The organism is Streptomyces sp. Rer75, assembly GCF_013414305.1.
GTDB lineage: Bacteria > Actinomycetota > Actinomycetes > Streptomycetales > Streptomycetaceae > Streptomyces > Streptomyces himastatinicus.
The window spans coordinates 3,611,451-3,630,385 of record NZ_CP058693.1; the positions used below are offsets into that span (position 1 = coordinate 3,611,451).

16 protein-coding genes and 1 pseudogene are annotated in these 18,935 nt (G+C 65.8%); 2 read left to right on the top strand and 15 right to left on the bottom strand.

Annotation, left to right across the window (positions count from 1 at the left end; all coding sequences use genetic code 11):
• Window positions 1-137 precede the first annotated feature (137 nt).
• A protein-coding gene (locus HYQ63_RS15380; protein ID WP_257231867.1) for an IS5 family transposase occupies window positions 138-918 on the top strand; the annotation gives its coding sequence in 2 pieces (ribosomal slippage) (window positions 138-544 and window positions 543-918; 783 coding nt in all).
• On the opposite strand, the gene HYQ63_RS15385 is transcribed toward HYQ63_RS15380, so the two are convergent.
• From HYQ63_RS15385 to HYQ63_RS15440, 13 genes and pseudogenes are all read right to left on the bottom strand, one after another.
• A complete protein-coding gene (locus HYQ63_RS15385; protein ID WP_179933186.1) occupies window positions 884-1,366 on the bottom strand; it encodes a hypothetical protein in 483 nt (160 codons plus the stop codon). The two genes, HYQ63_RS15380 and HYQ63_RS15385, sit on opposite strands and share 35 nt — an antisense overlap.
• Before the next feature lie 36 nt (window positions 1,367-1,402).
• Window positions 1,403-1,591 carry a hypothetical protein gene (locus tag HYQ63_RS15390; RefSeq protein ID WP_179934332.1) on the bottom strand — a complete coding sequence of 63 codons (189 nt, stop codon included), beginning with the start codon at window positions 1,589-1,591 and terminating at the stop codon, window positions 1,403-1,405.
• A complete protein-coding gene (locus HYQ63_RS15395) occupies window positions 1,588-2,100 on the bottom strand; it encodes a TadE/TadG family type IV pilus assembly protein (protein ID WP_218929565.1) in 513 nt (170 codons plus the stop codon). The genes HYQ63_RS15390 and HYQ63_RS15395 overlap by 4 nt, the downstream gene beginning before the upstream one ends.
• Entirely contained in the window at window positions 2,097-2,570 is a 474-nt protein-coding gene (locus HYQ63_RS15400; protein ID WP_179934333.1) for a TadE/TadG family type IV pilus assembly protein, read from the bottom strand. The genes HYQ63_RS15395 and HYQ63_RS15400 overlap by 4 nt, the downstream gene beginning before the upstream one ends.
• 9 nt (window positions 2,571-2,579) lie before the next feature.
• Window positions 2,580-2,768, bottom strand: coding sequence for a hypothetical protein (locus HYQ63_RS15405; protein WP_179934334.1), 189 nt, complete (start codon window positions 2,766-2,768; stop codon window positions 2,580-2,582).
• A gap of 26 nt (window positions 2,769-2,794) precedes the next feature.
• Entirely contained in the window at window positions 2,795-3,403 is a 609-nt protein-coding gene (locus HYQ63_RS15410) for a type II secretion system F family protein (RefSeq protein ID WP_257231868.1), read from the bottom strand.
• Between the two features lie 281 nt (window positions 3,404-3,684).
• On the bottom strand, window positions 3,685-4,590 hold the full coding sequence (locus tag HYQ63_RS15415; RefSeq protein ID WP_218929566.1) for a type II secretion system F family protein: 906 nt from the start codon (window positions 4,588-4,590) through the stop codon (window positions 3,685-3,687).
• Window positions 4,578-5,786, bottom strand: coding sequence for a CpaF family protein (locus HYQ63_RS15420; RefSeq protein WP_257231869.1), 1,209 nt, complete (start codon window positions 5,784-5,786; stop codon window positions 4,578-4,580). Before HYQ63_RS15420 ends, HYQ63_RS15415 begins: the two co-directional genes overlap by 13 nt.
• Window positions 5,787-6,376: 590 nt before the next feature.
• A pseudogene (locus HYQ63_RS46025) lies at window positions 6,377-7,156 on the bottom strand (IS5 family transposase).
• Between the two features lie 1,312 nt (window positions 7,157-8,468).
• Complete coding sequence (locus HYQ63_RS15430) at window positions 8,469-9,059, bottom strand: flagellar biosynthesis protein FlgA (RefSeq protein ID WP_179934336.1); 591 nt, start codon at window positions 9,057-9,059, stop codon at window positions 8,469-8,471.
• 227 nt (window positions 9,060-9,286) lie between these two features.
• On the bottom strand, window positions 9,287-9,931 hold the full coding sequence (locus HYQ63_RS44030; RefSeq protein WP_257231871.1) for a hypothetical protein: 645 nt from the start codon (window positions 9,929-9,931) through the stop codon (window positions 9,287-9,289).
• A 395-nt stretch (window positions 9,932-10,326) separates the two neighbouring features.
• Window positions 10,327-10,689: a hypothetical protein gene (locus HYQ63_RS44035; RefSeq protein WP_218929567.1), complete on the bottom strand. Its 363-nt coding sequence runs from the start codon at window positions 10,687-10,689 to the stop codon at window positions 10,327-10,329.
• A gap of 898 nt (window positions 10,690-11,587) precedes the next feature.
• Entirely contained in the window at window positions 11,588-12,157 is a 570-nt protein-coding gene (locus HYQ63_RS15440) for an HD domain-containing protein (RefSeq protein ID WP_257231872.1), read from the bottom strand.
• 519 nt (window positions 12,158-12,676) lie between these two features.
• On the opposite strand from HYQ63_RS15440, the gene HYQ63_RS15445 reads away from it, so the two are divergent.
• Entirely contained in the window at window positions 12,677-14,842 is a 2,166-nt protein-coding gene (locus tag HYQ63_RS15445) for a DUF262 domain-containing protein (protein WP_179934338.1), read from the top strand.
• Window positions 14,843-14,985: 143 nt separating this feature from the next.
• On the opposite strand, the gene HYQ63_RS15450 is transcribed toward HYQ63_RS15445, so the two are convergent.
• Window positions 14,986-16,329, bottom strand: coding sequence for a restriction endonuclease subunit S (locus HYQ63_RS15450; protein ID WP_179934339.1), 1,344 nt, complete (start codon window positions 16,327-16,329; stop codon window positions 14,986-14,988).
• Window positions 16,326-18,767, bottom strand: a complete 2,442-nt coding sequence (locus HYQ63_RS15455) for an N-6 DNA methylase (RefSeq protein WP_179934340.1) — start codon at window positions 18,765-18,767, stop codon at window positions 16,326-16,328. The genes HYQ63_RS15450 and HYQ63_RS15455 overlap by 4 nt, the downstream gene beginning before the upstream one ends.
• Between the last annotated feature and the right edge of the window lie 168 nt (window positions 18,768-18,935).

Sequence of the window (18,935 nt, forward strand, 5' to 3'; positions counted from 1 at the left end):
CAGGAGGCCCTGTGCCGCAGTCTTGCGTTCCGTTGTCCTCGTCGTCCAACTCGGTTGCTCGGTCGTGTGATTGCCTCGCGCACGTGTACGGCAATGCGGGGGATCGTTCGGACAGACGGCCTCGGTATCCGTCGGACATGACGGACGCCGAGTGGGCCGAGGTGCGGGGCTTGCTGCCGGTGCCGGGATGGCTGGAGGGCAGGGGCGGGCAGCCGGAGGGCTACTGTCACCGGCAGATGATCGACGCCATCCGCTACCTCGTGGCCGGCGGCATCACGTGGCGGGCGATGCCTGGCGATTTCCCCGCCTGGGACCGCGTCTACGCCTTCTGGCGGCGCTGGCGGGACAACGGCCTGATCAGCGAGTTCCACGACCGGCTGCGTGACCGGGTCCGCGAGGCCGGGGGACGGGACGCGGAGCCGACGGCCGCGGTCATCGACGCGCAGTCGGTGAAAGCCGCCGCGTCGGTGCCGGCCGCCAGCCGGGGCTTCGATGGCGGCAAGAAGGTCAACGGGCGCAAGCGGCACATCGTGGTCGACACTCGGGCTGCTGCTGGCCGTGATGGTCACGGCAGCGTCGGTCACCGACCGGGACGCGGGCCGGGTCCTGCTGGCCCGGCTGCGGCACAGGCATTGGCGCGTGGCCAGGGTGTGGGCCGACGGCGGTTACACCGGGCCGCTGGTCGACGTCGCCCGCAGCCTCTGGCAGATCGCGCTGACGGTGGTCAAACGCAGTGACGGTGCCTCCGGGTTCACCGTGCTGCCCAAGAGATGGCTGGTCGAGCGCACGTTCGCGTGGCTGATGCGCTCCCGCCGCCTGGCCCGCGACTACGAGAGCCGCACCGACAGCGCGGAGGCGATGATCTGGTGGTCGATGAGCATGGTCATGAGCCGCCGCCTGGCCCGGCAGCCTCACTGAACCTGCCCGGCACCGTCTCGGCCAGCCAGCCCCGCGCGGCCAGGCGCTTGACCTTCGACCGCACCCCCTCGACTTTCGCCGGGACTACCGCCAGACCGAGTGCCGCAGCGAGCTGCCGACAGTCCACCGCCTCCCCGCCCTGGTCGGCCACGATGGCCATGATCCGCCGATAGTCCGGCGCCAGTACGCCGACGTCGAGTCCTTCCCTCCACACCGGCACCACCGAGCCGGGCACCGCACCCACGACCGGCCGCTCTCGCCCATCAGACACGGTCACCGGTGCATCCCCGCGGCCGCTCGGCTCCGCCAGGACCTGCCCGACCGTCTCACGAGCGATCACGAACCGCTCCAACGCGGCCTCCGCTTCCCGCAACTCGGCCTGAAGAACCTCCACCCGCTGCTGGGCAGCACGCTCGCGTTCCTCCAGCAACCCCATCACCGACGGCACACGGCACCTCCACCGAGGAGACAACACGACACGCCATCACTGCCGCACGAGAAACGGACTATGCCTGGCCAGCACAAACGCAGCAGTCACGCTCGGAAAGACAACGGCTTCTAAGCCGGCGAACAGCACGACGAGCGCTGTGATGACGACAACGAATACGACGATCTGTCCGTGATCATCGGCCAGGCCAGGTACCCGGGCAACAGGACTGGCTTCTTGGCTCACGGGGCCTCCTGCGCGGAGTCGGTGGAGGTCGCTGTGGCGCCGCCGGGAGCGTTGCCGCGGTAGACATCGACCGGTACGGCGAAGCGGGCCTGGAGCGTGGTTGTACCGGGAAGCTGGAGCAGGGCGAGGTCGTGCAGGCCGACCGTGCAGGTGAGGGTCACGGCCACCGTCGAGCCGGAATGCAGATTGCCGTGGGTGTCCACAGTGAGGGACTGGCAGGCGATGCCTGCCTGGTCCAGTGCTGCGGCGGCTGTCGAGCGGGCCCGAAGGGCAGCGGTGGAGTGGCTGCGAGCCTGGCTTGCAGCGCGGGTGGCTTGATGAGCTGCGTCCTCAAGGCGCAGTTGTGCGTCGGGCAGCCGCGAGCAGTAGACGAGGAACCACACCGCCAGGATCAGGACCGGGATGATCAAGATGAGTTCGGCCGTCGCCAACCCCTGGTCACTACGGAGGGCCATCACCAGCCCGCGCTGGTGGTTCGACGAGGAGGTAGGTACAGGAGGACGGTTCATGGCGCGGCCTGGTCGGCGGGCTGGAACTTCTCCAGCGGGCCGACCGCTTCTGCGTGGACCGGCAGATGCAGGAACGGCACGACGCTGGCGGCGGTCCCTTCCACACGCACCGAAGCGCTGTTCGTGTCGCGTGTCACGCCGATGCGCACGTCCTGCAGCGGTCCGTTGCCGAGTTGGACCAGGAGGTGTTGGGCGTCGGTCCTGCCGGATCGGGCGGTGCCGTTTTCCACGCGGGTGGTGGACAGGGCGTACGAGGCGGCGGCCTGTGTCATGTGGGCGGCGTGCGCCCAGACGGTGACTTGCGCGATCACCAGGACCAGGGTGAACAACAGCGGAAAAACGAGCACGATCTCGGTGGTAACGGCCCCGCGATCGTCCCGGCCCCGCTCGAACAGTCGACGTCTACCCAGGAAGCGGCCTTGTGAGAGGCCAACGGGGCGAGGTAGGCGCAAGGCCGTGATTGCTGTCATCCGGGTGGCCTACTTGAACCGTATGTTACGGGCCGCGTCCACTATCTCCGGACCGATCAGCGCGCCGACGGACAAGGCGAGCGCGGAGAGGACGGCGATCCAGATCACGGTCTCCGAGGTGTATCCGCGATCATCGTGGGCCAGCTCGCGCAGCCGGGTGGCGGCGCGCGTCAGCATCGAGTTCAGCAGCGAGGGCATAGCAGGGCTCCTTCTCGGCCTCGCGTTCACAGCGAGGTGGTGACGTGGGTGAGGGCGGGGTAGAAAACGAAGACGATGAAGCCGACCGCCATGAGCGCCGCTGGCAACGTCATCCGTTCGGTGGCCGCGTTCGCCTCGGCCTCGGCCTCGCTGCCTCCTTGGTGACGCAGCGCGGCGGCCTTGGCGGCGAGAGAGGTGCGGACTTTGGCGCCTTCGGTGCCGGCCAAGGAGAGCGCGGCGGCGAGTTCGGACAGTTCATTGATGTCCAGCTCATCGCCGAGCTGTCCCAGAGTCGCCCAGGGGGAGGTACGGGTGAGCCGGGCGAGGTCCAGCGCCCGGCCCAGGTGCTGGAAAGCCCAGCCGTGCCCGACCCTGGCCGCGTCCGCGAGCGCCCCGTCAACCCCTGCGCCTCCTGCGAGCAGGAGGTGGACCAGGTTCAGAAAGGCACTGAGCGCGTGGCGGAAGGCGGCCCTGCGTTTGGCCGCTTCGGAGCGCACCATGGCATCCGGTAGGAGGAAGCCGCCCACCGCGAACGCAAGCGCCCCAGCCAGAGGCATGGTCCACGGAAGGGGGCGACCGCCAAGGGTCAGTAGTAACTCGACCACAGCAGGCAGCAGAAGGCCGGTCAGCGCCATGGCCGCCTTCTCGCCTAGGTGGACCTCGACCGAACGCTCCGTGATCGCCAGATCTCTGATGAGCGGCCTATTGGGCAATCCCAGACTCCGCAGGCCCCCGACGAATGGCCGCCCGAGCCACTGTGCCCACCCACCACGGCCGGTACGAGCGACCGGAGGCGGGGCGGGTTCGGTGCGCAGGCGGGTGAGGAGCTCGTCCAGGGGCGGCCGGGGCGGTATGAGCCACACCCCCAGCGCCCACAGCCCCGCGCCCACACCGGCGGACAGCAAGATGAGGCCTGTCACCGGCTCGCCCCTTCGTACTCGATGGCGTCACCCAGTGGTGCTGATTCAGTGAGGAATCGTTCAGGCTTCTCGATCCGGGCCATCCGACGCAGCCAGACGAACCCAACCGTGAAGATCGCACCGACCAGCAGGAGCACCAGCTGCCCGGTGGCAGAGTCGTACGGGCTCAGGAACTCCGGGTTGAGCAGGACCAGTCCCCCGGCGAAGAACAGGGTGGTCGCCACCACTACGCGAACCGTGGTGTGCATCCGGGCACGGCTGGCCTCTACCCGCTGGCGCATCTGGACCTGCGCTCGCGCAGTGGCCGCAAGCTCGCCCAGCAAGGGGGCCAGCTGACGTGCCTGGTGCTGTGAGGCGAGCGTCAGCGCGGCGATCACCAAATCGGCAGTCGGATCGTCCAGGTCGGCCTGCAACCGCCGCAGCCCTTCTGCCAGGCGTTCTCCGCCGGCGAGTCGGGCCGACAGCCCCAGCACGTGGGGGCGGATGGCTTTGGGCGCGGTGTGTGCGGTGGCCATGATGGTCTGCTCCAGGCCGGCTGCGGCAGCAAGGGTGTCGCGGAGCATCTCGGTCCACCCGGCTATGCCCTCGATCTGGGCTGTTTGCTGCTGATCGGCCTTCGTCGCTTCCAGGATGTAAGGCACGCTCCAAGTGGCCATCGCGGCCAGCAGCGCCCCGGCCGCCCAGCCGGTAACGGCCCCGACCAGTACTGCCGCCGCGCCGGCCGCGACCAGCCACCACCGCGTTCGCGATGGATGACGCACCAAGCGGCGGCTACGCCAGCTCCACATTCGGGCACCGGGCGTACGCTTGCCGCGCCAGGCGCTCACCAGCACGATCAGGCCTATGCCCACCCCGAGTCCGCACAGGCCCAGCAGGGCCACATAGCCGTTCATGACCGCCATACCCATTCCGGGCGCTTGAGCAGACCTGCGTCGAACCCGGCGACGGCAAGGTCTCCCCCCACCTCGGCGCGCAGGGGCGCCCCGGGCACCGCTCGACCATCCGGGCCGGGCCGGAAGACTTCGTTGGACACAACCTGTTTGTCGTCCGCGTCGACCACTTCCCGGACCGAGGCAACCACACGGCCTCCGTCTCGCCCCCTATCCAGGTGGACCACAAAATGCAGGGCAGAGGCGAGCAGGAGATTCGTCGCCTCCAGCGGGAGCTTCTCCGGGCCCTGGACCGCGTAGGCGGCCAGTTTGGTGAAGGCCCCGCGGCTGGTGGAAGCGTGAAGAGTGCCCATGGAGCCGTCGTTGCCCTGACTCATGGCGTTGCACATCGGGATCACCTCAGGTCCGCGAACCTCGCCGACGATGACCCGATCCGGCGACATCCGCAGCGCCCACCGCACCAGTTCCGCCTGGGTGACGGCTCCTTGACCCTCTACGTTGGCCTCGCGCGCCTGCATCGCGACCACATCCGGATGCCTCTCGCGGTCGGCGTCCAGGCCGAGCTCAAAGGTGTCCTCGATCGTGATCAACCTCTCCCACGCAGGAATTTCGTTGGCCAAGGCCCGCAGCATGGTGGTCTTCCCCATCACCGTCCCCCCGGTGATCAACACGTTCTTCCGGGCACGGACCACAGCGCGGAGGAAAGATGTCAATGCCTGGTCGACCGTCCCCAGCTCACGCAGCCCATCGAGCGTGACCTCCTGAAAGCGGTGCCGTCGGATCGACAAGGACGGGCGGGTGGTAACCGCCATCACGGCGAAGGCACGCTCTCCACCAGGCAAATGGAAACTGACTCCCGGCGTCCCTCGGTCGAAACGGCGCTCCTCCACTCCCGAGCGCGCGGCCAGATCGCGAATGAGCTCGATGAGCTCGGTGTCCGACCCCGTCACGGCAGGCAGTTGCTCACGGCGGCCGTCGGCGTAGCGCACAAAGACCCGGTCACCGGTGATGTTGATGTTCTCAATCTCCGGGTTGCGCAGCAGCGGCTCCAGCCCTGCCATGCCGAACACTTCATCCAGTACTTGCGCCATGATCTGCGCTTCGGTGTCCGGCGGTACGACACTGCCACCGCGGCCCAACTGGACCCGGGTGTGATCCTCAGCGGCATCGGCCAGGATCGCCTCCGCCTGTCTGCGACGCTCGCTCACCGGAACCTCTCGACGGCCCGCTTCCTCATCAGAAGCCGTTGTCTTTCCGAGCGTGACTGCTGCGTTTGTGCTGGCCAGGCATAGTCCGTTTCTCGTGCGGCAGTGATGGCGTGTCGTGTTGTCTCCTCGGTGGAGGTGCCGTGTGCCGTCGGTGATGGGGTTGCTGGAGGAACGCGAGCGTGCTGCCCAGCAGCGGGTGGAGGTTCTTCAGGCCGAGTTGCGGGAAGCGGAGGCCGCGTTGGAGCGGTTCGTGATCGCTCGTGAGACGGTCGGGCAGGTCCTGGCGGAGCCGAGCGGCCGCGGGGATGCACCGGTGACCGTGTCTGATGGGCGAGAGCGGCCGGTCGTGGGTGCGGTGCCCGGCTCGGTGGTGCCGGTGTGGAGGGAAGGACTCGACGTCGGCGTACTGGCGCCGGACTATCGGCGGATCATGGCCATCGTGGCCGACCAGGGCGGGGAGGCGGTGGACTGTCGGCAGCTCGCTGCGGCACTCGGTCTGGCGGTAGTCCCGGCGAAAGTCGAGGGGGTGCGGTCGAAGGTCAAGCGCCTGGCCGCGCGGGGCTGGCTGGCCGAGACGGTGCCGGGCAGGTTCAGTGAGGCTGCCGGGCCAGGCGGCGGCTCGCGACCATGCTCATCGACCACCAGATCATCGCCTCCGCGCTGTCGGTGCGGCTCTCGTAGTCGCGGGCCAGGCGGCGGGAGCGCATCAGCCACGCGAACGTGCGCTCGACCAGCCATCTCTTGGGCAGCACGGTGAACCCGGAGGCACCGTCACTGCGTTTGACCACCGTCAGCGCGATCTGCCAGAGGCTGCGGGCGACGTCGACCAGCGGCCCGGTGTAACCGCCGTCGGCCCACACCCTGGCCACGCGCCAATGCCTGTGCCGCAGCCGGGCCAGCAGGACCCGGCCCGCGTCCCGGTCGGTGACCGACGCTGCCGTGACCATCACGGCCAGCAGCAGCCCGAGTGTCGACCACGATGTGCCGCTTGCGCCCGTTGACCTTCTTGCCGCCATCGAAGCCCCGGCTGGCGGTTACACCGACGCGGCGGCTTTCACCGACTGCGCGTCGATGACCGCGGCCGTCGGCTCCGCGTCCCGTCCCCCGGCCTCGCGGACCCGGTCACGCAGCCGGTCGTGGAACTCGCTGATCAGGCCGTTGTCCCGCCAGCGCCGCCAGAAGGCGTAGACGCGGTCCCAGGCGGGGAAATCGCCAGGCATCGCCCGCCACGTGATGCCGCCGGCCACGAGGTAGCGGATGGCGTCGATCATCTGCCGGTGACAGTAGCCCTCCGGCTGCCCGCCCCTGCCCTCCAGCCATCCCGGCACCGGCAGCAAGCCCCGCACCTCGGCCCACTCGGCGTCCGTCATGTCCGACGGATACCGAGGCCGTCTGTCCGAACGATCCCCCGCATTGCCGTACACGTGCGCGAGGCAATCACACGACCGAGCAACCGAGTTGGACGACGAGGACAACGGAACGCAAGACTGCGGCACAGGGCCTCCTGACGCTCGAAGGACTTCAGCAATCCCGAGCTGGGCAGGAGGCCCTGCTTTCATGCCTGCTTCGGCTGGAGATCACCCAACCGAGTCACTGCACTCGAACCAGTGATCACCGTGATCGATAGGGCAACGGCTTCTCAGCTCGGATCTGCTCGGACAGTCGCGCAGACAGCTCCCGACGCAGCTTGCGTCGCAGTTGTTCCACAGGAGAATCCACAGGCACTCCGGCGCCGACGAGATCTGCCGGTCCTGGAAGTCTCACTCCCGGTTTCCGTTGTTCCTCCCCCGGCGGGTCGCCTGACCCGGCCGGAGTAGACCAGGAAGCCTGCTCATCGCCGGGCTGCATCATCAGGAGGTACCCCTTTCGGTGAAGGCATCGGTGCCCTCACCCGCCGCGTCGGCGGGCTGAACCGCGCTACTGCTCCAAACCAGGGCAGACGATGGCCGCCCCAGGCAGTGGGCTCGGAACGGGCGTGGGCGGACACCAAGGCGGCGATGTCCACGATGGCCTGCCCCAGAGCGGAACGAGTCGGTGTCGCACGCCGGCAAGGCAGCCCCGCGCAGGCCCCAGCGCCTTTCGGGTCCTCCGGGATATGCGCCAGGACATCGATCCCCAGCGCCCTTGAGACCTCCCCCGTCGAACAGCCGTCACCGACTAGCACGAAACACGGGCGCCGCGACCAGTGCGCTGCCTCCTCGAGTCTCACCGCGACGTGCGACAGAGCGTCATCACGCGCTCGAGCCAGGAGCAGCATCACGTCTGCCGCCCGCACGACGGCCATGGCCGGGGAGTCGGGATCAAGTCGTCCGCAGTCGGCGATCACCGCGGTATCCGGCGTGTCGGCCGACCGACGCAACACCAACGCCTGGGCGTCGCTGATCTCGCCGAGCGCTGCTCGTGTCTGTGCAGCGCCTAGAGGCCCGGCCACAACCGGGAGCCCGCCGGGGAGCCGTTGGGTGTGCTGCCACACCAGGCCCGGATGTGCAGAGCGGCGGGCTGCAGCGGCCAGGCTCACCAAGCCCGGCGACAGCGCCAGGCGGAATCGGGCCAGCAGATCGCCTCCGGCAGGATCACACTCCACCACCACCGGTCGCTCCCCGGTCGGCCATCGGGCCCCCATCGCCACGCACGTGGTCGTCACCCCTGGTGAACCCTTCAGGCTGCAGACGGCCACGAGCGTCACAGCGCTTCCTCACGTACCAGCAGCACACTGACGCTGTCCGAGGGAAGAGCCGCTACCTCGCGCGCCTCGTCCTCACCGAGTTGCAAGGAGACGACCGCCGTCTGCCCGCGCTCCTTGCCCCACACCGCGACCACCGTCGCGTACCACACTGGGGACGAGGGCTTCGGTAGCGGAGGCTTCGTGGAGTCTCCCCCGGGTTCCGTCACCTGCACCACGGCAACCCGGCTCCCCCGCTCCAGGGCCGAAGGAAACCTCCCCTCCTTCAACCCCACGGCGACCACAGCCTTCCCTCGCGGTGGGATCTGCCGCTCACCGAGCACCGACTCCGTCAGCAACGTCCCCCTGGGCATGCTGTAAGCCACCGGGCGCCCGACGACCTGGTCGGTCGATCCAGCGGAGATCGCTACGAGCCCACTGCCTCGGGCGAGGTTCACCTCCCGCAGGTCTTGTTCCATCAGCGTCTGTCCCACCGTGACCGGGTGTGCTAACGCCAGCGCTGCCTGCCGGTGCCCCAGGTTCAGGGCCATCACTACACCGCCCGCCGAACAGCCGAGTACCAAGAGCGCGCCCAGCGGGAGGTACGACACGCGGCGTCGCCACCGACCGCCGACTAGCCGGGACGGTTCCGCCTTCGCCTCTGGGCGTCGCGGTCCAGAATTTCTGCCCTCTGGGAGCGGGGCTTGCGGAGGGAGATACGTTCGCGTGCTCATCAACAACCGCCTCCTGGCACAGGCCACCGAGCCGGGCAGCCCGGTGATCACAAAACTGTTGTGGGTGATATCGCCCTCCCCCGATCGCCAGGAGAGAGGCAGACTCATTGGTCGTCAGTGTTGACTGCCTGGCTTTCCGTGACGCGGAACAAGGCATTCGAGGTCGCCGTCAAACCTGGGAAGGCGCCGGATTCACCAGCTCCGGACCAGGTCACCGACCAATGCATGGTCGCCGACACCCGATAGGCGTTATCCGGCTGCTCAGCCGAGGAGGAGTGGTAGGTGTATCCACAATCCGGTGACGGCTTCCTAGGATTCGCATCCTGCCGGGACGCCTCGCTCGAACGGTAGGGCGTACCAGGCCCATGACATACTTCCGAACCGCCGTCGCCCATCGACCACTCCACGGAGGTCGGCCGCGCCACCGCGGTCACCGACACCCCCGGCACCGACGCCGTCGCCGTCACCTTCCGCCAAGCGTCGCGCTCCAGCCACAGCCACGTGGGCAAGGTCACCAACTGCTCGTCCGCCGGGCTCGCCTTGATCTTCGGTGAAGGCAATCGGAGCTGGCTGCGGGCCTGCTCTGCCAACGCGGCCGGAGCTGCCGGGGGGCCGCCATCAGCCTGCGGCCCATCGGGAATCCACACCGGGGGCCGGTAGAGCGCGTCACGTGTACCGCCCGCATCGCACTTGTACACATACCAGGCCCCGTCTTCACCGGGCTTCGGCTCCGCAATCGGCCCGACCATCGGGCGCCGAGCATGGGCATGGAACGCCGCTGGCTGAGCCACCGGGATGCCGCCGACCGTGGGGCCGTGGTGGGAGACCGTTTGAGCGTCCGCGGGCGGCTTGTAGTCGCTGCGTCGATAGGAGCAATCAGACCGATTGAAGTCAGGATTGGAACTCTCCGGTTCCTCCCGGCGACGGCTGCCGTCACCTTTTCCGCCGCCTCCCCGTTGCGGCGATTCGCCAGCTCCTTCGCGGCCCGGGCTGTTCTTCTGCGGGCCCCTTCCCGCACCCAAGTCGCACCCCGGGTGCGGGTTCTGCGTGCAGTCGACAGAACCCCACGAATCATCCGACAGAGCCGGCCCCGCACCTGCCATCACTACCGCCAGCGCCAGGCCCACTGCGACCGGTGGTCGCCTCAACACGAGCCGACCTCCTCAACAGCGAAGCGTGTAACCTTCCACTCGCCGTCGGACTGTCGCTTGACCTCGGCCGTAATCGACCGGCGCCCGCCGGGCTTATGGTCAACGAGTTTGCCGCTATCGGCCCGATACTTCAGCCAGTGGGTAGAGTCCCCGCAGTCGGAGATCAGCACCGTATTCGGATCCGCAGGAGGATCCATCGAAGTCACCTTCGGGTAATTCTTCGGCCTTCCCTTGTAAACGAATCCATTGAGGTGGTCCGCATACATGCCTCGCGAGATCGTCAACAGCGCATCACCAGTGGCGTACCTCGACAGCCTCGGAGACCGCCAGTCCGACGTCGTTCCCGCCTCTGCCATGCCCCGCCACATGCCGATGTACGCTGCGGCTGCTTGCTCACGCGCCGCGGACAGAGATGACGGCGAAGCTGTCGCCCTTGGACTCGGCGTGTGGCCCGCATCCGTAGCGGAGCCGCTGCCGCGGCCAGTTGGCCCATTTGAATTGCACGCCACCATGATCAACGTCGCGGAAACCCCGAGGGTCGCCCAAATGGCTCGACGGCCGCGCGACCTCCGTGGTCCTTCTATTCGCATAGCCACACCACCTCAGGAACAGATTTCGCCACGACCGACGAACAGATCTACGTCTATCGCGCCTTCTCGTTCCAACTGCAAGGTGCAGCCGAACCATCTCAGGGACTAACTTCAAAGTCCGAGCGAGGATGCATGTGATTTATCCGATTTGGCAGGCCTGTCGACAGAAGGGGAGACACCGCCACACCAACGCTCCTGGAGCCAGCCGACCCGGTCGCACGCCTTACTCCCCTTTGGAGCAATTGATGGCCAGTGGTGGCAGTGGTCGATCGTTTCCAAACCGTGCGGACAACCGTGCACGGCCGAGTACTACGACGTCCCAGGGGCCCAAGGCCAACACCCTCATCCCCGCCACAACCTGCTCGTGGTCAACGATGAAGGCACCATCCTCCTGCAGCGATGTCGCGATACCGGCCAGTGGGCCCTGCTCGGCGGAGCCCCGAGACATCGGCGAGAGCTCGGCACACTGCGCGGTGCGTGAAAGCGAGGAGGAGACCGGCGTCCTCGCGGAGGTCACGGGCTTCGTCGGCGTCTACTCCAGCCCGATACACGTCGTCGAGAACATCCACGGCCCTGCACACACTCGACATCCACCCGCATATGCACGAACAGATCGGCCACTGCCTGGACGGCACGCACCCCTACCTCGGATAACCGCTCCTTCTCACAGGCTGACGCCGGCCTCGGCCGCAGCCGCCCGCACCCGATCCACGCTCGCGTGGATGCACGGCGTCGCCCTGCGGATGAAACGCCCCACGACACTGTCCTCCCCGTAGCGCCCCAAAATCTCGTCCAGCCGCTCCTGCAGCGTGGTCGGCACGCCGTCCGGCGTCGTGGTCATATCGCAGTAGACGAGTGCGTCTACGAGCAGCGGGTCGTCGAGAAGCGGGAACTCGGCGGCCAACTCCTCTTGGAGCCTGCGTTCTTCGGCCTCCAGCAACGCGTACGTGTGGTTCGCCACCAGCCGGACGACGCGCTCGTCCAGCACGTGCGCGTCCCGGAGGTATCGCGCAGCATCAAGCGGATGAAACCCGGTATCGACAAGCGCCGGCGCGTACCCGATGTCGTGCAGCACGGCCGCGGACTCCAAAACCTCGGCGCTGCTACCGGCCAGCGGCGACAGCATCTGAGCACGAGCCGCAACTCCCTGCGTATGCGCCCATCTACGCGGCAGGCTCTCCTCCAGCAGCTCGCCCGCCAGCCTATAAGCCCATTCACGATCGACCGTTGCCACACAGGGAGGATACGGCAGCGGCGGAAATAACGTCCGGACCGGGTTGTCCAAGGTGGTACGCAACGGCGGGCCGGGGAATCCAGCGAGGAGAGGTTTGCGGGCCATCCCGCGGGCGCGGGGAGCAGGTCCCGATCGAGCGCCCGAGTCCGGATGCGATGGGACCACCCCCGCGGGTGAGGGGAGCAGGGTGACGCGTCCGCCGCGACCGGCGCCCGGGGACCACCCCCGCGGGCGCGGGGTGCAGTTGCCCCGGCCCGCCGCATCACGATCAGCGGCCACAACCACCAGCCTGCCCGGACGTCGCACCCGGCCCCGACAGCAACAAGAAGACCAGCCCAAAGCGTGAACCACCGTGAGTGAGGCTGGCGATGCGTATCTCGTCCACTCTTGGCGGGCAGAGCAAAGCCGTATTGGCGTCGCCGCTCTCCCCACGGAGGGTTGCTGCTCAGAAGGGGCGGAATGTCCGAGGTCTGGCGTAAGGTTCCTAGCCGGTGTCTATGACCGAGCAGGGGAGGGCATGTGCACGACGGCGGGGATGCGCAACTTGTGGACGGGCGGGGCCAGACAGTTGGTCAGCTCTTCAAGAACATCAGGTACGGACTGGAGTACTACCAGAGGGAGTACACCTGGACACGCCGTAATATGCAGGAACTCCTCGACGACCTAACTGACCGGTTCCTCGATCAGTGGAAGTCAGGTCACGAACGTGCAGACGTGCAGACCTACCGTCCCTACTTCCTCGGGTCGATCGTCACGTACCAAAGCGATCGCACGTATCTGGTTGACGGCCAGCAGCGATTGACGTCCCTGCTCTTGCTCCTCACACATCTGCGAGGGTTGCTCAGCGTGAACGAGGAGCTGGAGGAGGACGCGCGGGACCTCGAACCCCTCATCCGATCCCGGCAGTTCGGCACGCGTGCTTTCACGCTAGACGTTCCGGAACGGGACGAGTGTATGGAAGCGCTCCTGAAGGGACGGACTGACTTCACGGTGCCAGCGGACGCGTCGCTGTCCGTGAAGAACCTGTGGTCACGGGGGTGTGATCTTGCCGAAGATTTCCCTGCAACGCTCCGCGGGGAGCCACTGCCGTTCTTCGTCGACTGGCTGCTGCACAGGGTCTGCCTCGTGGACATCCGGGCGCACGACCGGGATAACGGCTGGGAGATCTTCGAAACGATGAACGACAGGGGCGCACGGCTGACGCCGCTTGACCTCCTCAAGGGCTTTCTGCTGTCCCATGCGGGCCAAAACCACGCTGAGCTCAACGAAGCCTGGCGGAAGATGCTATCCGGCTTGACGAACGCAGGGGCCCATCCGAGCGACTTCATCAAGACGCTCTTGCAGGCACGCTACGTCGGTCCGGACACGCCCGATCGCGAGAAGATCGACGGATCTTTCCACGAATGGGTTCGCGAACACGCCGAACTCCTCGGGCTGACGCGGCCGGATCAGTTCCGCTGGTTCATCACCGACATCCTCGTCCCGTTCGCCAAACGGTATTCACTCATTCAGCGGGCGACGACGGAGCGGATACCGGCCCTAGAAGCGATCCGCTACAACGCCGATAACGGCCTCACCGCACAGCTAACCTTGTTAACGGCAGCCATGAGGCCGGACGACGATGACGGCATCTTCATCTCGAAGGCTCAGTTGGTCGCTCGGTTCCTTGATCTGGTTCTTGCTCGTCGTATGGCTAACAGCGCTCCGATCCAGAACGTCGAGCTGCTTCCGGAGATCATACGGCTCGTCCCATCCGTGCGCGAGGCAGGGACGTTTGAAGAGCTGGCGAAGCTGCTGGGGGAGGAGGCGGCTCAACTTGGCTATGACTTCTCGGGTATCAACACCTTCAAGCTCCGCGGCGACAACCGCAAGCAGGTGCGTTACCTGCTAGCTCGAATGACTGCTTTCGTTGAAAGCGCGAATGGCAATCCGGACCGCGCTGCAGAGTATCTCGGTCTCGAAGAAGGACGGCGTCCCTACGAGATTGAGCACATCTGGGAGAACCACTACGAGCGACACAAGGAGGCCGGAAGCGAAGAGCAGTTTCACACCCAGCGTAACCAGCTTGGCGCTCTCCTGCTCCTCTCAAAGTCGGACAACGCGAGCTACCAGGACGCCGTCTATGAGAAGAAAATCGAGTACTACCAGCGGCAGAATCTACTGGCGGCACTCCTCCACCCGACGTCGCACCAGAGGAATCCACGCCTTCGGCGTTTCATTGAAACTCATGGCCTGGCGAAGCTTGCGACACCCTACGGTGACTCTTTCCCCCCTGCGGCAATCAAGGAGCGCCAGCGTCTGTACCGACGTCTGTGCGAACTGCTTTGGAACCCCGCGGAACTGGGATTCCCCCTGCCCGCAGGGCGGACCGCTAAGCGGACCGCCGCAACGCGCGCCCACTACGGCATCACTCCTGCGCAACTGATAGCTATCGGCCTCCTCAAGCCCGGAACCAAGATCAGCACCACCGGTCGTCGGCCCAAGCAGTACGCCATTCTGCTCGAGGACGGGCGTGTGCAGCTAGAGGACGGGGCCATCTACGACGCTCTGTCGACTGCCGGTCAGATGGCGCTGAACATCCCGTCGTGCAACGGATGGACCATCTGGCAGGCGGAGACTGAGAACGGGACGGAGCGCTTGATGAAGATTCGGCAGCGGGCGCTGGAGCGAGGGCTGATCAGCTGAGATGACGGCCCAGCCACTGGGCCCTGCGCAGAAAGCTGACGACTCCGCGGGCCCCAGTGGCAAGCAGCCAACACACCCACCCTGCATCATTGGTGATTTCTCGGAAGCCCAGTTCCGTGCTCCCGAGAAATCACCAAGTTTAGTCAGACCGAACCATCGCTGATCATCTTCTCCAGGTGTCGCTTGAGTTGCGCTTCTTCCTTGCGGACCTTTTCTCGAGCGTCTCGCACTTGGGCCTGTACGCCAGCCCACAGGTCCGCGATTTTCTCCTGGTCGGGAAGTGACGGCAGCGGGATGGCGAGCTCTCGCACATCGGTGCTGTTGATAGTGGCCAGGTTGGTGGTTTTCTTCGCGCGTCGTCGGAAGTGACTCCTGGCTGGAACGGTCTGCATATAGGCGAGTAGGTACTCGGGGAGTAGCTGGTCCCGGTCCGTACGGACGCGAAGAACGTGGTTCTGGTGTACGCAGCCTGGGATTTGGCCGTCCCAAAGCGCGGGACGTCCGACCAGCTCGGCGCTGTTGCCCTCACACAAAAGGACGTCGCCAGGCTGGAGGAGGTACATCTCGACCGAGTCCGGCGCGACGTCGATCTGCTTGATCTCGGTCAGGTCGAAGTAGCCATTCTGGACGTTGGCCACCCGCAGGTAGGGGCGCGCATTGGGGCCTGGACGGTTGGCGGGGCTCTTCTGCAGACCGTAGCTGACAGTGGCGAGATCCCCGAGAGGAAGAATGGGGTAGTCGCTGGTCAGGGTGGTGGGCACCCCGCGGGCGGTGTGAACCGCTCCGGGCACCGACCATGACCCCATCCGGCCGCTGTCCACCACGAAGGGGAAGCGGATCGGGGCTGCATCAGTGGCAGACAGTCCGAGCAGCTGGGTGACTTCCCGGATGCCTTCCTCTGGAACGGACTGCAAGGCGGACTGCAACTCCGCGATGCGCTTGAGCGCCTCTTGCTCAGTGCGGACGATCCGCTCCTGCTCTGCGAGGTCCGGGACAGGGATAGTGAGGGTTTCAAACAGTTCCGGAGCCACACGCTTGCGCCCGCTATGCCCGACGACGAGGGCTTCCACCTGGCTGCGGAACACCTCGGTACGGCACAGCAGACGCATGTACTCCGGCAGTAGCTGCCCCGGTGACCGCACGTCGTAGATCGGGTATTCCGCGCTGAATGCCAGGCTACCGTGCGCATCGGGCACCACTCCGATGGCCCCGTTACGGACGTCGATCTTGCTGAAGACCACGTCCCCTGGGTGTGCGACGAACGAGCGGCCCTTCAAGCTTGCGCCTGCTGGCCGTAGGGACATGGTGCCGTCGAAGTGGATGCTTCCGAGACGGAGACCGCTGGGACTTGATTCGCTGCGGCGCACGGCGACTTCGCCAATAGGACGCAGCTGCTGCTGTGGACGATGCCAGGTCCGAGCGAGGATGTGTTTGACGTCCCACCGCTCCAGGACATGGGACGACGTGACGCGAACCACCGCCTTCACAGGGCTGGCTCCTGGGTCTTTTCGAGCGCGAGCTTCGTTTCGACATGCTCTCGGTAGGCGTCCGGGCCGGACTTGAATTTCCGGAACTCCTCCAGGATCCACGGCAGATCGCTTGCAACGCCATCGCCGGTCTCCCCGGTGCCCGTGATGCCGGCAGTCTGCGCTTCCGCCATAAAGACGGGGTAACTGAAACGCTGCTTGGCGAGTTTTCTGACCATCGCTTCCTTCTTGCGTTCCAGTTCCGCTTCCAGGCGCGCATGCTGACGGGTCAGCTCCCTGCCGCGGAGCTTGTCGTCATCGGTCAGCGCAGCGCGCAGTTGGCGCTTCTTCTCAGCTAGCGCCTGACGTTGCAACGGGACGATGGCTTCAAGGTCGCTGATCTCGTCAATCAGGGTTACAAGGTCCTCACGGTCATAGGTGGACGCGCGTCGCAGCAGAACCGCCAGCGACTCTCGCTCCGGCGTCAGCTTCTCCTCGACCTCCTTGGCCGCCTGCTCCTTGAGCGCAGCGAGCTCGTCTGCTTCCTCACTTGTGAAGCGGCGCAAGAACAGGAGCGAAGTCTTCACCGTCGCCTTGGAGCTTGCAAATACCTCCTGCGGGACGGATACCACCGCCATGATTTTCGCGTGGTCCTCCACATACTCGCGAAGCCACGACATCGACGGATTATTGAGGATCCCGTCCGGCAGGACGATGCCCATTCGTCCGCCCGGTTCAAGCAACCTGATGCAGCGCTCCACGAACAGTGTTTCGGTGCTGCGCGAGGAGCGAACCTTGGCCGAATCCAATGGTCCGGAAATCGGTTCCCGACCGATGTCGAAGAGCTCTATGATCGGCCGCTTGTGCTTCTCTGCCTCCTCCATCCGACGCTGCGAGGTCAGCCAGAGGTCCCCAAGCTTCTTGGTGTACGTCCTGATCGCAGCGGGATCGCTGAGCGCGCTGGTCTGGGCCGTGGAGCCGACCAGCTGATCCCTGGTCACCGTGGCACCGAATGGCGGATTGCTGAGTACCACCTGGAAGGAGCCCTCGTAGACGTCCCTTGTATCGAGCAGCCCGTCATGGTGGTAGATACCGCTGTGCCCATCACCATGCATGATCATGTTCATCTTGCTGGTACGAGCTGCTCGTGTCTCCGCGTCGACCCCGCGGATGCAGTCACGTGCTGCCCGGTGTAGGCGGCCGTGTTCGTTCTGGATGTCCAATTGCTGGTTCAACTCGACGTAGGACGCGTCGATCTTCTCGAGCAGAGTTTCCTCGCTCCACTTTTCATCCTTGGCCAGCTGCTCGAGCTCAGCCCGCCGAACCTGCTTGCTCGCCTGGATGCTGTCCTCAATGGCGTCGCGCACGCGACCCAGAGCCGTGATAAGAAAGCCGCCCGTGCCGGCCGCAGGATCAATGATCCGTTCACCCTCCTGTGGCTCCAGCATGTCAACCATGAAGTTGACGATCGGCCTCGGTGTGAAGAACTGACCGAGGTCACCACGGAACGTGTCCCCTAGAAAGCGTTCGAAGGCCAGGCCTTTGACGTCTTCCCCGGTGTCGGACAGGTTGAACTTCTCTAGTTTCTTGACGATGGTCTGGAACGTCGCGAGCGACACGTTTAGCTGGTCCCGGTCGCCGAACAGGTGCTCTGTTCGGTAATGATCCTTCGTGATTTCGAAGAGCTTCTCGAGGAGCTTGTCGGTGTTCTCGCGAAGGAGGTTGGCTTTCGCCACGGAGCGCAGGGTGTCAGTAGTGAAGAGCTCACTTCGATCCATGCGCTCAAAGGCCATCTTGATGAACAAAATTTTGGAGATCTCATCAAAGGCTGCGCCTGGGTCCATCTTATGGTTATCACGCAGGATGCAGTGGCAGTCGAACAGGAGCTTCTGGAACTCGTCCCGCGTAAAAGCCTTTGTGGACCTCCTGATCTCTTCCAGCCGCTTGCGGTTTCCGACTTCGGAAGCCTTTGGGACACTGGCGATCTCTGTGCTGGCGCCCGGGAAGCTGGGAGTAAGTCGAAAGTAGGAAGTCGTCTTGCTGTTGTGCAGCACGAGAAACTCAACACCGGCGGCCCGCGCGTAGCTCTCACCCTGCTCGTAGTCCGCCTGGCGAATCGGGACGTTCTCTGCTTTAGTCTCAACAACCATGACATAGTCGCGCCCCTCTGCGAGCGCTTGGGAGGACTCAGCGACCACGATGTCTGCGCGCACAGACTTTCGGCCGGAGGTGGTTCGGACCTCCTGCCTCATCTGCTCGAGCGCGTAGCCCCACTGAGTGTGCATGCGGTGGATGAACTCTTGCCGGACGAGTTCCTCCGGCTTGGCAAGCAGCCAGTCCTTGGCCAGGGGCGCCCACACATAGTTGCCCTCTCGGTGCAGCGGTGTGTCGCCGTCCCGGTAAGGGGTCGCAGGCGCCTTCTTCGGCTTACTTCCCGACGCCGTGATCGACCTCGACATGCCCGCTCCTCGCTGTCCGTACTTCTCCTGGAACGGCGCCGACCGCGCCGAACATAGGTGTGATCCGCTGGCCAAGACGAGCGAGCCGCTCGCTCGCCTCGCCTTACTACGCTGAGGTACGCGCTCGCGCACCTCTGGCTATGAGGTCACCTACAGACCCAAACTGCC